The sequence below is a fragment of the Pseudoalteromonas sp. MIP2626 genome, from assembly GCF_013414205.1.
GTDB lineage: Bacteria > Pseudomonadota > Gammaproteobacteria > Enterobacterales > Alteromonadaceae > Pseudoalteromonas > Pseudoalteromonas nigrifaciens.
On record NZ_JAATTW010000027.1, the window covers coordinates 1 to 17,003 of the forward strand.

A 17,003-nucleotide genomic window follows, 5' to 3' on the forward strand; every position below is an offset into this window, starting at 1 on the left:
CATCTCAGCAGAAATCAGCCATTAAAACGAAAGTCTTCGAGCTATCGAAGTTTGCTGTTGGAACTGAGAAAAAAGAAGCAGCCTAGTCTCTAAGTCAAGGCTGTAGAAGCCCATTGATCGACACGGAGTGGCGTCGATGGGTAGTTCACATTGGCACTTAACTTACCAATGTATAAAACCTTTAACTCTATTCTTTAGTTTGCATATTTTTAGCACGCTGCTCGGCTTCGATCAGGGCTTGAGATTTAGGTTCACGTTTTTTCTCTGCTATTTTAGGTTTTACCGATGAATTTGGATCCCAGCTATCATCCAGCGATAGGTTAGCAAATGGGTTGCTGTTGTCTATTTGCACATTTTGCTCTTTAGGCTCAACTACTGGTTCTGGCTGTTGGTTTGTATCTGCTTTTATTACAGGCTTTGCTTTACTACCTGGTAGCGGTGCATCGGGATCGAAAGTACGTACTTCGGGCTCTTTAAATTCGTGCTCGGTATTAAATGAAGTTGCTTGCTCTGTGGTGCTGTTTACAGGGGGGTGTATATTCGTTGTTGGTTGCTGCGCAATAATTGGCTCTGGGCTGATATTGGCGGGCTCAATTGTATTTTGAGCTGGCGTTTGATCATTAATTGCTGCTGGCACTTGTTGAGTAACCTGTTGTTGGCGCTGCTTTTTAGTAGGCAGTGGTACATCGGGATCGAACATGCGTACTTCTGGCTCGGCAAAGTCGCTGGCATTTTTTATTCGCTCTAAGGTGTTTTTAGCCGCGGCTTCAAACTCTGCGGTATTGGGCTCTGCTTTTGTTTTTGTTTTGGGTTTTTCATTACTAAATGTTGTATTTGTTGTTTTAGCTACGGTTTCTGGCTCGCTAGTACTTGCTTGTGGTTTTGCCAGCGCGGCATCAATTTGCTGCATTGAAACAGATTCTGCCGCAATTTGTGCTGTTGTCGTATTTTGCGTATTTACGGCGCTAGGGCTTGGCTTAGCTGCCGATTTAACTACTGATTTAGGAGCGGGTGTGGTAACAGCTGGGCTCGTTGGCAGTACTGTTGCCACCTCAGAATTACTTTGTTTAGAGCGGCGCATACGTACTAAAACCATTACGCCAATAAGTACTATTAGCAATAATAATAAGCTAGGTAGCAGTAGTGAGGCGGCGCTTTCGGTGTTTGGTTTTGATACTGGCGTAGGTTTTATATTTGCCGGCTTTTGTGCTGCTGCGATGGGCTCTGCGCTTATTTCTGTCGTGTTTGTCGGTGTACTTTTAGCTGCCGGATTTTTTATATCAGTGCTTTTTACATCAGTACTTTTTATATCTGAGCTTTTTACATTAGCAACGGGTTCATCAGTTGTTACTTGGCTTGTTTGACTAGGGCTTGCTTGTAACTCGGTATTAATACTCGCGGTATTGTCTGTCTCAGAGTGTGTTTTTAAAGGCTCAACAATAGGCGCTTTAACCGACTCAGTAATAGGCTCGGGCAGTGCCTTCTGCGGCTCTGGATCATTAACAATAGCATGTGGCTTAGGTTTTGGCTGAGTTGGTGTTACTACCGGCTTATTGCAATTTTTATTATAGTCGCGCGCGGCATTGCGGTAGCTGCGGCCCGTTTTGTTATTACTGTGCTGCTGCATTTCTTGTTTTATAAGTATGCACATAGCTTGGTTATAGGCTGCGCTATTAAAGCTATAAAATAGGGCAACACAAAGGGTCAGGCGTGTGAGTATTTTTATCATAAAGTTCAGTAGCGCTTAAGCATCAATAGTTTGATTTTAAGCGCTAATTTAAAATATATCTACTGTGGGCTACTCAATTACCATTAGGCTGCGATATTCGTCGTAGGCAAATTGATCGGTCATGCCGCTTATATAATCTTGAATTAACCGGCAGCGGTAATAAAACTCATAGGCGGTAAAGTGATCAGGCTCTTCTTGCATTGCATCTATGGCGTGCTGATAGCTGTTTAAGTGCTTTTTAGAAAGCTTTTTAACCAGTCGCGATTCTATTAATAAGCGTGAATCGCCATTGAGCGCTCGTTTAAAGTCGTCACTGCTTAATAATAGCAGTGGTTTGTAACAATCGAGCAGGCCGTTAATAATGCGGTAGCCTTGTAGTTCGAGTTTTTCTACTTCTTTGTTTGAAAATACATATTCAAGCGCCACTTGTTTAAGGGTTATGGTGAGTGCGTGTAAATAGCTGCGATCCTCAAGTAGTGCTTGGTTAAAATCGCCATGATAAATGGGTTCTATGTGTTTAATAAAGCGTTTAGCCGCATGATTAACTAACGGATGCAGCAGCGCTACGCGTAAGTATATAAAAAATTCACTATTAAAATTATAAGGTTGTGCGTTGGCACGCTCAAGTGCGTAGTCTACGGCTTTATTTACAAAGTCTTGATGTTGGCTGTCGTCGATAGTGAGGTTTATAAGTACTTTTGTATAATGACTTTTAAGCTTTTGGCATAATAGTTCGGTGCTTATTATGTCTTTTTCTACGGCGTCTTCTATATCGGCTAGGCAATAGGAAATATCATCGGCAGCTTCCATAATATAACTTGCGGGGTGGCGGCAATACGGCTGAATTTCAAGCGCAGTTTGCAGTGCCTCTACAAATTTTTTTTCGCTGTAGTAGTAACCTACCTTTTTCATTAAATAATTTTTGTTTTGTGGTATCTCTTTTTTGTCGAGCCCTGCAGGGCGGGTATATTTTAAAATACCGGCACTTTGGCTGTAGGTTAAATTAAGTAATTGTAATGAGTGAATAATACGTATGCCTTGGGCATTGCCTTCAAAGCTGCAAATGTCGTGTGCTAGGCTTTTAAAAACAACCCCAATACCAGAATTAGGCTGTTTACAGCGCTCGGGGGTTACACTTGCTAAATTATTATTAAACCAATGGTTTATGGCGGCTTCACCAAAGTGACCAAACGGCGGATTGCCTATATCGTGCATTAGGCAGGCCATTTCAACTAGGCTTTCTAACGGCCGCTCTAGCTCGGTGAGTCCGTAGTCTTGCAGCTGCTGATAACTTAGTGATGCAAAAATACGTTGTACTATAAAGCGCCCTACTTGTTGTACTTCTAACGAGTGAGTAAGGCGAGAACGTACCGCGGCGTTGCGCTCTAGTGGAAACACTTGGGTTTTTTGTTGTAGGCGACGAATAGCGGCGCTGTTTATAATTCGGCCCCGATCGCTCTCTAGTGCCATTTGTAAGTTAGCGGTAGTGCGATACATACGTGCGGGGGTTATTTTTTTACTAAAATCGATCATCATCTTGTCCTTTTTTAAGTTGATGACAGGCATAGTTTTAGCGCATCGTCATATGTTTTTCATTAATTTTCTTTAATCTATCAGTTTGTATCTTAAATTAATATATTGCTTTAAGATCGAATCACAAAGCAGGTTTTTAGATGTCAGGTAAAGGTTAGCCAAGTGCGGTGATTGTAGGTAGGCGGGAGTTTACCTCGCGCTGTTACTTTGTAGGCGCATAGCTTGCTGGCGCGAAAAGCGTAGCTTTTAATTTTTAGCGCTTTGGTAGAGATGAGCCAAACGCGCTCATTTGCACACATATTTTATAAATAAACATTATGTTAAACAGGGTATTAAAATGAAACAGTGGATTATAAAGGCAATATCGGTTTGCCTTTTATTAGGGATGAGTAATGCGTTTGCCGCAAAAGAGCAAACGGTAGTACTTATATCAATTGATGGTATGCGCTGGGATTATATAGAAAAACATGGTGCGCCTAATTTAAAAGCAATGGGTGATCGCGGTGTAAGAGCGCAAAAGTTGATTCCGGTTTATCCTACCAAAACGTTTCCTAACCATCTTTCAATTATTACCGGCTTACTCCCTGTTAATCATGGCATTGTTGACAATAGATTTTGTGATAAAGCACGTAATAATGAATGCTATAGCATGGGCAAAGGCTTTACCGATAGTACTTGGGTTAGCGGTACGCCGTTGTGGAACTTGGCTAAAATGCAGGGACTTAAATCGGCAGTTTATTTTTGGCCTGAGTCGGATGCGCGTTTTAACGGCATGACCCCTGACTACTATTTTCATTACTCGCAGCATAGTGACTATCAAGACCGGGTTGATCAAATAGTGCAGTGGTTAAGTTTACCTAAAGCGCAGCGCCCGCGGTTTGTTGCAGGTTATTTTTCATTGGTAGATAGCATGGGACATAAATATGGGCCCGATGCGATTCAAACGCGCGATGCAGTTAAACAACTCGATGAGTTAATGGGGCAGTTACAAGCGCGTTTAAGCAAATTAGATCAAGAAGTAAACTTAGTGATAGTGTCGGATCATGGTATGGCGCAGCTTGATCCAGCTAAAAGTATATTAGTTAGTAGTTTACCTAAAGATGACAACTTTTTAGTAAAAAATACCGGCCCGCGGTTACTTATTTATACAAAACCTGAGGCGGTTAATGCCGATATTGAGGGCTATAAAGCGCGTTTACAACAAGCAGCTAAAGGGCGTTATACGGTATTAACGGCTGAGCAGTTAGCGGGCTATCATTATAATAAAGGCACCCGTGTAGGCGATATTGTAGTGCAAACAACGGCACCAGCAATATTTGCTAGTTCAGAAAAAGCAGGCTCTATAGGCACCCACGGTTATGCTTATACCGATGATATGGCAGCAACCTTTTTAGCTGTTGGCCCTGCGTTTAAAAAGGGTATGAGTATTGAGCAAGTTAATAACTTAGATATTTATCCGGTATTGGCAAAAATAATGGGGCTAAAGCTACTTAGTAAAACCGACGGCGACGGTAAAAGCTTAATGCCCGCTGTGCAGCGAAAAATGATAGTGCATTAATCTGTAGTCTAAAAAATAACAGCTTAGGCTGTAAACTACATAATACCTAAGCGGCTAATTAGCCGCTTTTTTATGCCTGTAAACTGACATGACTATTTTTCACTCAAATTAGACCTCTTGCTAATTGCAAAGTATTTAACTGCCACGTATGTTAAAAATATAACAATAATAAATAGAGAAACTTATGGCAGGGATTGATCAGTTAGTTAGCCGTGTAATGGCAGGGTTGGTGGCCGTTATTATTGGTTTTACCAGCTCAGTAGCACTGATTTACCAGGTAGTTATTGTGCTTGGCGGTACGCCTGAGCTAGTAGCCAGCTGGATTTTAATGCTGGGCTTAGTAATGGGCAGCACCTCTATTATTTTATCGTATTATTATAAAGTGCCTATATTAATTGCGTGGTCGACTACAGGGGCTGCACTGCTAATTTCTACCGCCGATGGCTATAACCTAAATGAGGCCGTAGGGGCATTTATGCTCTGTGCACTATTGGTATTTTTATCGGGAGTGACGGGCTGGTTTGAAAAAGTTATGAACCGTATTCCCAGTGAGCTTGCCTGTGCCATGCTTGCGGGCGTATTAGTTACTTTTGGCATTGACGTATTTAACTTTATGAACGAATTACCGTTAATGATTGGCTTAATGGTATTAGTTTACTGCATAGGTAAACGTTACTTTGCACGTTTTACTATGTTAAGTGTACTAATAACCGGCGTATTACTGGCGTGGAATATGGGCCATATTGATACCAGCAACTTGCAATGGCAAGCTAGTAGTTTTGCTTATATAGCCCCAAGTTTTAACTTTCAGGCATTTATTAGTATTAGTATTCCTTTATATATAGTAACCATGACCTCACAAAACTTACCCGGTATTGCAGTACTAAAAGCCCATAATTATAAAGCGCCAATTTCGGCGTCACTTAATGTAACGGGTTTTATTAATTTAGTAACAGCGCCATTTGGCACCTATTCAATTAATTTAGCTGCCATAACAGCCGCCATTTGTATGAGTGAAGATGCAGATAAAAACCCCGATAAACGTTATTGGGCGAGCATAGCCGGTGGCGTTTTTTATATTATTATGGCGCTGTGCGCAGCAACATTAGTAGCCGTAGTGGCCAGCTTACCGCAAGCATTAATTTTAGCTTTAGCGGGCATTGCATTATTTGGCACTATTGCTTCAAGCCTGCAGCAAGCACTGCATAGCTCACAATATAGCGAAGCCGCCATAATTACATTTTTAGTCACCGCGTCAGATTTAACCCTGTGGTCGGTAGGCTCTGCCTGCTGGGGAATTATAGCCGGCGTATTAACGTTATTTATTATCCGTAAGGGTTAAAGCATCGGGCAAAGGGCATCGAGCTTAGAGCAAAGGCTCTTTAAGTTATTAATTCACAAAGAGGGCATGAGACGCTGCGCTTTAGAGAAGAAAAAGGATTTGGGCGACGATCTAAGGGCAAAATAAACAGCTATGCTGCTCACGTGTGGGCGCAGCCCGAATGTTTTTCTGATATTAGATTTCTTCTTTTACTGATATCTATTTTATATGTGTCTTTTCATTCACTCTCATTGTCTGCTTTTTGTGCAAAAGTGTTTAAGCCCACTTATTCACAAAGAGGGTATGAGACGCTGCGCTTTTAGAGGAATGATAATGGCAAGAACGATGTATTTTATATTTGCTCATTCACTCTAATTGTCTACTTTTTGTGCAAAAGTATTTAAGCCCACTTATTCACAAAGAGGGTATGAGACGCTGCGCTTTTAGAGGAATGATAATGGCAAGAACGATGTATTTTATATTTGCTCATTCACTCTAATTGTCTACTTTTTGTGCAAAAGTATTTAAGCCCACTTATTCACAAAGAGGGTATGAGACGCTGCGCTTTTAGAGGAATGATAATGGCAAGAACGATGTATTTTATATTTGCTCATTTACTCTCATTGTCTACTTTTTGTGCAAAAGTATTTAAGCCCACTTATTCACAAAGAGAGTATGAGACGCTGCGCTTTTAGAGGAATGATAATGGCAAGAACGATGTATTTTATATTTGCTCATTCACTCTCATTGTCTGCTCTTTGTGCAAAAGATCGTTAAGTGATTTATGCACAAAGAGGCGAAGGGCTTCGAGCCTAAAGCCTGATACCTAAATCTGCTCTTTTACTGCCTTTAAAGCATTGGTTTTAATATATCAAACATGGCGTCTATGTGATCGTCTCGCTCGTTTAGTGCAGCAATGTAACGGTATTTCTCACCGCCGGCATGTTCAAAAATTTCACGGTTTTCGCCCTCTAACTCCTCGAGGGTTTCTAAGCAGTCAGCACTAAACGCGGGGCTAATTATGGCAATATCTTTTATGCCTTGTGCAGGAAAGCTTTCAAGGGTAGCGTCGGTATAAGGCTTTAACCATTCTGCTTTACCAAAGCGGCTTTGAAAGGTACTTATTACTTGGTCTTTATCAAGGCCAAGCTTTTCGATTACTAAACGTGTGGTTTGTAGGCATAAACAGTGATACGGATCGCCTCGTTCTAAAAATAGTTTAGGCATACCATGGTACGAAAAAACGAGTTTTTGTGGCATACCATTGGCTGCTAAATCTTCGCTAATACTGTTAGCTAACGACTCTATGTAACGGGTGTTTTTGTGATAGCCGTTTATAAAATGCAGCTCAGGAACCCAGCGCCATTTACGCAGCACGTTTGATACCGCGTCAAAGGTTGAGCCCGTAGTTGGGCTTGAGTATTGTGGGTATAACGGTAATACAATTATGCGCGTAAGGCCTTTATCGCGAAGTTGTTCCAACCCAGCTTCAATTGAAGGATTGCCGTAACGCATAGCCATAACCACTTCGGTATTGGTATAGCCATGCTCTTTTAATAGCGCATTTAATTTTAGGCTTTGCTGGCGAGTAATATGGGTAAGTGGTGAGCCGTTTTCGGTCCATATACTTTCATAAAGCTTGGCAGAGCGTTTTGGGCGAATACGTAAAATAATACCATGGAGAATAATCATCCATACAAAACGTGGTATTTCTACAATACGTGGATCTGATAAAAACTCACGTAAATAAGTACGCAAAGCACTTGCTGTTGGCGCATCAGGGCTGCCTAAGTTGGTGAGTAATATGCCTATTTTTTGATTGAAACGCCCATCATGGGGATTATCGGTAACGGCAGAAAATCGCGACACGTTATGCTCCTTCAAGCAAAATATTCAGAAATAACTATTAAGGCATAGTGTAACGAAAAAAAGCACTGTTTAGATCAATCATTTAGTTGTTTTAATTATAATTTTAAAAAATCAGCACGATTAGATACTTTGAGGTTATTACTTTTTATATAAAAACTAAAAAACCTGCCATTTTAGTGCACTGTAAACACCAGGTTACAGGCTGTAAAGATAAGTAACCATGGTTTGGCTGTAAAATGAGCAGTCAGTGAGTTGAAGGTCAGTGTAAACAATACGTTAACTTTTTAATATTTAAAATAAAATGCCGAGTTGCTGGTATTTTAATCTATTTAAGGTGTTAATTTTCTATTTTAGAAGTTATTTGCATACATAGACTAATTATTTATGCATTTTAGTATCTTTTTATTTACATATGTTGCTAGGATGTTGGCAGCAAGGTTTGTATGTAACAACCTTTTATAAATTATAAGAACACAAAACAGGGTCGTCACTATGTCAACATATCGTTTAAACACACTCGCTGTTGCCGTTGCTTTTGCTTTTAGCGCGCCAAGCATGGTTAACGCACAAGAAGCACCGGTTAAAGCTGTAAAAAATATTGAGCAAATATCAGTATTAGGATCACGCGTATCAAATCGTACTTCTACTGAATCCTCATCTCCTATTGATTTAATTGACGCGGACGATCTAAATAAAGGTGGTTTTACCGAACTTGGGCAAAGCTTACAAGCAACCGCACCTTCATTTAACTTTTCGCGTACGCAAGTATCTGACGGCTCTGATTTATTTAGACCTGCCACTTTACGTGGTTTACAGCCAGATCAAACACTAGTATTAATAAATGGTAAGCGCCGTCATAATCAAGCCATTTTTGGTTTAACCAGTACGGTTGGTGGTGGTTCAGCGGGCACCGATATGAATGCGATTCCGTTAGTTGCTTTAAAAGGTGTTGAAGTACTGCGTGATGGTGCTGCAGCACAGTATGGCTCTGATGCTATTGCAGGGGTTATTAACTTATCGCTTAACAATTCAACTGGCGTTACTACAGGTTATGTACAATATAGCGAAACCGGCGAAGGCGATGGCGAAACAGTATCGGTTGGCTTAAACCGCGGTTTTGATTTAGGCAGCGAAGGTGGGTTCATTAACCTATCACTTGAGCACCGTGATGCCGAGGGCACTAACCGTGCAGAGCGCGATATTGGCGGCTCACTCGATGTAGCACCTGGTACGCTTTCTAAAGATGTACGCTGGAGCCAAGGTAATGCAGAGAGCGAATTTACCTCACTATTTTATAATATGGCACTGCCCGTTGGTGGCGATAATGAACTTTACTCATTTGGTGGCTATTCTGAACGTACCGCTTTAGGTAATGGTTTTTACCGAAACTTTAATGAAGCTGGCAAAAACGTAACTCAAGTATACGCAGATGGTTTTTTACCGCAGATTTTTAACGAAGCACAAGATATTTCACTTGCACTTGGACTTAAAGGCGAAATTAATACCGACTGGGGATACGATGTATCGGCGGTGTATGGTGAAAACCAATACGACTTTACTTCACGTAACAGCATTAATGCCTCGTATGCGGCAGAGTATGTTGCTAATAACCCAAATGCGAGTAACGCTGATATAGCGGCTAATGCGGGCCCAAGTGGTGGGTATTCAGGTGGTTTCCGTTTTGATCAAACTACAGTTAATGCCGACATTAATGGCATTATAGATATTGGTCGTAGTGAGCCTCTTTATTTGTCGTTTGGCGCAGAGTACCGTAAAGAAAATTACGAAATAGTCCCAGGGGAAGAAGCTTCTTATGCGTGTGGTTTAGCTAATATGGATACCTCGTATCCGTCAGTTAACGATCCTAATCAATTTGCAGAGTGTGGTTTTCAAGCTTATAACGGTTTGCGCCCTGAAGCGTCAAATTCACAAAGCCGCGACAGCTATGCATTTTATGTAGATGCAGAAACCATGATCACCGATGCATGGAACGTAAGTGGCGCACTTCGCTACGAAGATTTCTCGGATGCAGGCGATGATTTAATTGGTAAATTAGCAACGCGTTATGAATTTAATGATGACTTTGCTGTGCGCGCTGCAGCATCAACAGGCTTTAGAGCACCGTCGTTACAACAAAGTGGCTATACAGCATTTACCACTAACTTAGGCTCAGATGGCACGTTAAGCCAATCGTTTACAGCAACCACAGGTTCGGCATTTCCTTCTGCTTTAGGAGTTAATAGTTTAGAGCTAGAAACATCTAAAAACTTAAGCGCAGGCTTTGTTTATGATGTAACCAGCGAGCTTTCGTTAACGGTTGATTTTTACCACGTAGAAATTAAAGACCGTATAACGCTAGGTAGTTTATTGTCAGCAGACGATGTGGCATTTAGTGCAGAGGCAGTTGCTGCATTACAAGCAACCGGTGCAGTGCAAGCAAACTACTTCTCAAACTCTTTAGATTCAACTACACAAGGTGTTGATATTATTGCATCTTACCGTACTGAACTGGACGGTGGTAACTTAGGTATTACTTTTGCGGGTAACCTAAACGAAACTAAAATTGATAATGTAAATGCAGCACCTGGTATTCCAAAAAATGTCGCGCTTGATGATATACAAAGCAGCTTTTTAACAGACGGCCAACCAGGTGAGCGTGGTACGTTAACCTTTGATTATGAGCGCGATGCTTATAGTTCAATGATACGCTTTAACTACTTTGGCGAAACCGATGTTAAATACTTTGCTAACGACCATATTTCGTTACCTGGGTTTTTATCACCTACGGGTTCATTTAAGCCTACCAGCACGGTTGAGTCAGCAGTATTGGTTGATTTAAACGTGACTTACCAAATTAACGATACGTTTGCTGTATCGGTTGGTGCTGATAACGTATTTGACGAAACGCCAGATGAATTAGGTGATGATGAAGTACTTAACTTTATCTCTAATGGCGGATTTAAATACCCATTACGTGCCGTACCTTATGGTTTTGATGGCCGTAGCTACTATGCAAAATTAAGCTTTAGCTTTTAATATTTAATAGCAGCTAAACAGTAACAAGCGCAGTTATTTACTGCGCTTTTTTTTGCCTTAATTTTATACTAATGAGGGCAGTGAAATAGGGGGAAAGGGGGGGGGGGACATATTTTTTAAATAGCGCTTTAAATCACTTGCAAGCTTGTAAATTAAGCATACAATCGCCATATATAAGTAACCTGAACTTTGGATAATAAATATATCTCAAGCAGCTACTTTCAGCGCTAACTGCGTTGAATTTACTTGCAATAGGCCAGCTATTGACGCGTAAATTCGCCTTGTTTTCACTGAAAATCTCTGGCTAGAGAAAATAAATTTAAATATAACTATGATTTAGTACGTTAGTAAATCTCTTAACCAGAGTTCAGGTTAAGTAACATACAATCTATTTTATAATTAGTTGGTTTATAGGAAAAATGATGACTAAAAAATCGAAAACAAAAACGGCCACTAACAGCGCCGTAGATACTGGCCGCGGTGTTATAAGGCACAATGCGTTGGCTGCACTGGTTACCTCTAAAGTGTTTAAACCACAAGTGGTTAAAGCTAAAAAAGGTAAAGGCTCTTTTAAGCGCAGCAACAAGCATTCAGGACAAGAGTCCTATTTAATCGCCGCTTAAATAGCTGTGATCAAATAGGGCTTTTGCTAATGCTTTTAGTTATTAGAGATTAGGTACTAGCTTAACTTATTACTTTCGCCTCGCACTTGTTGCTAATAGTGCTATGTAAACTTCCACCTTCAGCTAGCCTAGTCTCTACCTGAAACTTAATGCCTGAGCGCTGTTTTATTTTAACCTCGTTACTTTTACTTTAATTTTACCGGCGTTAGCGCCATAAAATCGGCTTAAGTCGTTGGCAAATGGAGTAAATTCGCCTGATTGCACTATTTTAACATCTGCGCCGTCGGCTATTGCAAATAAGTTCTTGTCACTTTTATTAATAGCGCCAATTAACGAAAACCACTGTGCATTTGGCAGTCGTCTAAATGGCTCGAGCAATGCCATAGAGATTTCTTTTACGCCAAGTTGCACGTCATCGCGGTGCCAGCCAAGCGCAGTACATTTTATACCGTCGTCAAACCAATACTGATCAGGGTAAGGGGTAAAGCGATACGTTGCGCCTTGCTCTAGCATTAAACCAGTGGCGTTGTAGGCTTCGCTGGCAAATACCACCACATCTTGGCTTTGCTTTACTGCCAGTACGCTTATATTTTGGTTAGCAAGCATAATATGTGCACTTAACCCGGTAAAACTAAGTTGGGTATTATCGTTATAGATTATTTTATAAGGCAGGTTTTTAAGTGACTCTGGGCGGTAACTGGTGAGTTTGTTAATGCGTTCGGCCACGCTGTGGTGCACTAATGGCTCAAGGGGACTTGGTTCGTTATCTATCAGTACATAGCATTCTCTATCTACTAGTTTAAAAAATGGGTTAAACCAAAAATAATTTTGCTGATGGCTTAATGCCAACGGGTCGGGTGTAATTGTTATATCGTCTTGCGCGATTACTTTATTGTTAGGTAGTAAGGCTATATAGTCAATATCGTGACTGGTTAAAAAGGTGATATTTAACGGCTGCGAGATTAACCACTCTATTGCATAGCGTAAGCAAATATCGGCTAAACCATCGCGATAGTAACCGCCACCAATATCAGAATGCGCACCAGCAAACCACAATTCGGTAATGTTGCTTTGTTGGTTCATTAGTGTGGGTTCAAACGCGCGACGCTTTTCATCCAGGGCTACAAAATGTAAGGCTTGAGTAACATTACTTGCTATGGTGTGGTTTTCAAAAATTACATGCTCTGCGCCACGGGTCGCTTTGGTTATTTTTGATAAACCAATAGAGGCAATAGTGTCAAATACACACAGGTATACTTGCTCACTTATTAATGGTTCTAATAATTTTGCTAAGCGCCTAGCGAGTGCAGCGCCTCGGCTAAAACCAGTTAATAAGACAATGTCGCCTAGCTTATAATGGCTTTTAAAATCACTTAGGGCTTGTTTTAAAATGCTAGCTACATCGTCGTTACGTGGTGCGAGTGTTTGATTTAAAAAACGTTTTAAGCGGCTGCCTTTAGTACCAATACCTTGATAATAAAAACTAAGTTGATTGGTTAATTTAGTATTAGGAGAGTTATTAAGTTGTCCGCCAGCGAGTAAGTGTAGTTTAAGAATATTAGAAATACTGCTGTCTTCTTTAAAATGATCAGCACTAAACTGCTCGGCGTCTCTAGGCTCAGCACCGGTGCCATCAAAGTTAAAAATGAGTGTTTTAGCCGTCATTGCATATTACCTCCTAAGCTTTTTTACTTTATACCCAAAGCAAGCCTTTGAAATGCTGAACTTTGCATTTTGAGATGGTTTGGATATATAACGTAAAAGTGTTAAATATTAATGACAGCGGTAATAAATTCACCGCTGTGGTGTTTAAACTCTGCAAAACTTTAATGTAACTTCATTTTAGGGCGTACCACGCGCAGTATTTTTTCGCTGATCCACAAGGCAAAGGTTTTTGCACTGCCGTGAATGGCGCGTTGATGCATGCGATAGAGCGAAATATACATAAAGCGGGCAATTTTACCTTCAATAAAAAAGCTATTACTGGTGAGATTACCCATTAAATTACCAACTGTACTGTAGCGAGACAGATTAACTAAAGAGCCGTGATCGCTGTACTTAAAGCCACTCAATGGTTGCTGTTTTAATGTGGCTATAAGATTTTTTTCAACACATTGCGCCATTTGATGCGCCGATTGCGCCCGCGGTGGCACTTGTTTGCCGTCGGCTTGGGTAAAGGCGCAGCAATCGCCCAATACAAAAATGCTGTCATCAACCGTGCTTTGTAAAAATTGGTTAACTTGAATTTGATTGCTGCGAGTGAGCTCAAAAATACCTAGGTCTTTAATAAAATCAGGAGCTTTTACTCCTGCAGCCCAAAGCATAATATCGGCATTAATGTGCTCATCGTCTTTGGTAATGAAGCCGTGCTCGGTGGCCTCTTTTACTTGCGTTTGTTCGCGTACATTAACCCCTAATTTTAGCAGCTCGCGCTTGGCACTAACGGCAATGCGCTCGGGAAGTGCGGGTAAAATGCGTGGCCCGGCTTCAATTAAATGAATATGTAAACGTTTGGACGACATATTAGTTAAGCCGTATAGCTTTAATAACTCAGAAACATGATACAACTCAGCCGAGAGTTCTACACCGGTTGCGCCGCCGCCCACAATGGCAATGTTTAATGATTGTTGTTGATTGTCGTCTTGGTGCAGGCGGGTAAAGCTGTCGAGTAACGAATGCTGAAAGCGCTCTGCTTGCAGATTCGAATCTAAAAAGTAGCAATGCTCTTTTATCCCAGGAGTATTAAAGTCGTTACTTACGCTGCCTATGGCAATAACAAGGTGGTCGTAGCGCACGTTGCGCTCGGGTAAAATAGTGTGGCCTAATTCGTCATAAAGTGGTGCGAGGGTAATGGTTTTATTGCTTTGGTCAATATTACAAAATGTACCAAGCTGAAAGCGATAATGATGTTTAGCGGCATGAGCGCTGTACACTACGCCGTCTAAATCTGGGTCAATAGAGCCGGTCGCTACTTCGTGCAGTAACGGCTTCCATATGTGGGTGCGGTTTTTATCTATGAGGAGTATGTCTGCGTGTTTTTTCTTTCCTAGTTTATGTCCTAGTTGGGTTGCAAGCTCTAATCCGCCAGCCCCACCGCCAATAACGACGACTTTAGGTGTGGTAATATTCATAACGCTGCCTTTAAAAATAATATACCCAAATAATCTATGTAGAATTATTTTTTTGAGGTTACTTGGGTATCAATAAATTATTTTGGCAACAAGTAGTTATTACTCATTCTATGGCTGCCTAGTTTGCGCCTAAATAAAACTGATGTCAGCAATAAATAATGTTATTTGTTGTATACTGAGTTGCAAATATTTCATCTACACCGCATTTTTATAAGCATGACTATTGTTTAGTTATCTAAAGGACATTTATGAGCGCGCCACTAATTCAATCACTTGAGCAACACTTTGGCTTTAATCAGTTTAAAGGCGGGCAGCAGCAAACCATAGAGCAGTTGTTAAATGGGCAATCGTCGTTGGCAATATTCCCAACCGGCTCGGGTAAGTCTTTGTGTTATCAATTAACCGCGTTGCATTTACCGCATTTAACCTTAGTGGTATCGCCCTTATTGGCATTGATGAAAGATCAAATTAGCTTTTTAAACAGCAAAGGTATTTATGCTGCCAGCCTTGATTCGAGCCAAAATCAAATGCAAAGCAGTACCGTAATGAACGATGTTCGCAGCGGTAAAATTAAAGTCTTAATGGTGTCGGTTGAGCGCTTTAAAAATGAGCGTTTTAGAGAGTTTATTAACCAAATAGCAGTGTCTATGTTGGTTGTTGACGAAGCGCACTGTATTTCTGAGTGGGGACACAACTTTAGACCCGACTACTTAAAACTACCACGCTACCGTGAAGAGCTTAATATTCCGCTGGTATTATTATTAACCGCCACCGCGACTAAAAAAGTAAAGCGCGATATGGCCGAGCGCTTTGCCATTGCCCCAGAATGCATTGTACAAACCGGTTTTTACCGCGCTAATTTAGACTTAAGTGTGCTGAGTGTAAAAACGGCGGATAAAAATACCGAGCTTGCTAACATTATTAGCGCACAAAATGGCCCAGGTATTGTGTATGTTACCTTGCAGCAAAGTGCCGAACAAGTGGCTAATATGCTTAGCAATCAAGGGCTGCAAGCTGTGGCGTATCATGCTGGGCTTGAAGATACACTTAGATGGCAAATTCAAGATGACTTTATGGGTGGTAGAATTAATGTAGTAGTGGCTACGATTGCTTTTGGAATGGGCGTAGATAAAGCCGATATTCGCTTTGTTATTCATTACGACTTACCTAAATCGATTGAAAACTACAGCCAAGAAATAGGCCGAGCAGGGCGCGATGGTAACCCGTCACAGTGTTTTACCTTAGCCAACCTTGATGGGTTAAATACTGTAGAGAACTTTGTGTATGGCGACACCCCAGAGCTAAGCGGTATTGAGCATGTAATTAACGATATTCGCCAGCACCACAGCTCGCAGCAGCAATGGGAAATGCAAGAATATAGCCTTTCAAGCGACAGTAATATTAGGCAACTTGCGCTTAAAACTTTGTTAGTACAGCTAGAAATGCAAGGTGCAATTACGCCGCAATACGCTTACTACGCCGATTTTAAATATAAGTTTTTGGTTGATAAAAACGAGTTGCTAGGCCAGTTTGATGAGCAGCGCCAAGCATTTTTAACGCAAATATTTAGCCATACCGATTTTAAAAAGATATGGGGCACGCTTAATTTTGATAGCCTGACACAAGCCGCGCAAGTCGATCGAAAACGAGTGGTTGCGGCGCTTGACTACTTAGCCGAAAAACAGCTTATTACCCTAGAAACCAAACGTATTACCCAAGTGTATAAAGTGCATAGTGAGGTGATAAACAACCCTGAACTTGCGCAGCAACTGCATGATTATTTTACCGATAAAGAACAAGCCGAAATAAAACGTATAGCTGCATTGGTACGCTTTTTTGAGTTGCAAAGCTGTTTAAGCTACAACCTTGCCCGTTATTTTGACGATCAAAATGCGCCCCAGCAATGCGGCCATTGCTCAGTATGCAGAGGCCACAGTGTTAAGCTTGAATATTCAGTGCAAGCAGATGTTGTTGATGAGAGTGTAATTTATCAAAAAGTAGATGAGTTTTTACAGCATCTAGCCAGTAAAGGCATTAATAACGTAGGTGTAGAAACCCAATGTCGCTTTTTAGCGGGCATGAGCGTGCCTTTATTTGCACGCAATAAAGTGCGCCAATTGAGTGGTTTTGCGCTGTGTGAAGCGATGCGCTACAGTGATATTAAAGCGAAATTACTGGCGCGTCAGCTAGCATAATATTAGCT

Annotated in this window: 10 protein-coding genes; 5 read left to right on the plus strand and 5 right to left on the minus strand. The window is 41.1% G+C overall.

The annotated features are described in order from the left end of the window. Positions 1–187: 187 nt before the first annotated feature. A complete protein-coding gene (locus tag HC000_RS11845) occupies positions 188–1,729 on the minus strand; it encodes a cell surface protein (RefSeq protein ID WP_179807743.1) in 1,542 nt (513 codons plus the stop codon). A gap of 69 nt (positions 1,730–1,798) precedes the next feature. Further along, the gene (gene dgt, locus HC000_RS11850; RefSeq protein ID WP_179807744.1) at positions 1,799–3,265 is read right to left on the minus strand and encodes a dGTPase; all 1,467 of its coding nucleotides are present in this window, start codon (positions 3,263–3,265) and stop codon (positions 1,799–1,801) included. A gap of 334 nt (positions 3,266–3,599) precedes the next feature. Between dgt and HC000_RS11855 the strand changes: the two genes are divergently transcribed. After that, positions 3,600–4,820, plus strand: a complete 1,221-nt coding sequence (locus HC000_RS11855) for an ectonucleotide pyrophosphatase/phosphodiesterase (RefSeq protein ID WP_179807745.1) — start codon at positions 3,600–3,602, stop codon at positions 4,818–4,820. A 184-nt stretch (positions 4,821–5,004) separates the two neighbouring features. Beyond that, entirely contained in the window at positions 5,005–6,162 is a 1,158-nt protein-coding gene (locus HC000_RS11860) for a benzoate/H(+) symporter BenE family transporter (protein WP_089369059.1), read from the plus strand. An 828-nt stretch (positions 6,163–6,990) separates the two neighbouring features. Here the strand turns inward: HC000_RS11860 and hemH are convergent. Continuing rightward, entirely contained in the window at positions 6,991–8,010 is a 1,020-nt protein-coding gene (hemH, locus tag HC000_RS11865; RefSeq protein WP_179807746.1) for a ferrochelatase, read from the minus strand. 492 nt (positions 8,011–8,502) lie between these two features. Here hemH and HC000_RS11870 point away from each other — a divergent pair, with 492 nt between their 5' ends. Both HC000_RS11870 and HC000_RS11875 read left to right on the plus strand, forming a co-directional pair. Continuing rightward, positions 8,503–11,046 (plus strand): TonB-dependent receptor, encoded by a 2,544-nt coding sequence (locus tag HC000_RS11870; protein WP_179807747.1) that lies wholly within the window; start codon positions 8,503–8,505, stop codon positions 11,044–11,046. A 422-nt stretch (positions 11,047–11,468) separates the two neighbouring features. Then, on the plus strand, positions 11,469–11,669 hold the full coding sequence (locus tag HC000_RS11875) for a ribosome alternative rescue factor ArfA (protein ID WP_058374703.1): 201 nt from the start codon (positions 11,469–11,471) through the stop codon (positions 11,667–11,669). A gap of 165 nt (positions 11,670–11,834) precedes the next feature. On the opposite strand, the gene HC000_RS11880 is transcribed toward HC000_RS11875, so the two are convergent. Together HC000_RS11880 and HC000_RS11885 are read right to left on the minus strand one after the other, a co-directional pair. Then, positions 11,835–13,334: a DUF2235 domain-containing protein gene (locus HC000_RS11880; RefSeq protein ID WP_179807748.1), complete on the minus strand. Its 1,500-nt coding sequence runs from the start codon at positions 13,332–13,334 to the stop codon at positions 11,835–11,837. A gap of 161 nt (positions 13,335–13,495) precedes the next feature. Continuing rightward, positions 13,496–14,800, minus strand: a complete 1,305-nt coding sequence (locus HC000_RS11885) for an NAD(P)/FAD-dependent oxidoreductase (protein WP_179807749.1) — start codon at positions 14,798–14,800, stop codon at positions 13,496–13,498. A gap of 248 nt (positions 14,801–15,048) precedes the next feature. Between HC000_RS11885 and HC000_RS11890 the strand changes: the two genes are divergently transcribed. Next, positions 15,049–16,995: a RecQ family ATP-dependent DNA helicase gene (locus HC000_RS11890; protein WP_179807750.1), complete on the plus strand. Its 1,947-nt coding sequence runs from the start codon at positions 15,049–15,051 to the stop codon at positions 16,993–16,995. Positions 16,996–17,003: the final 8 nt, after the last annotated feature.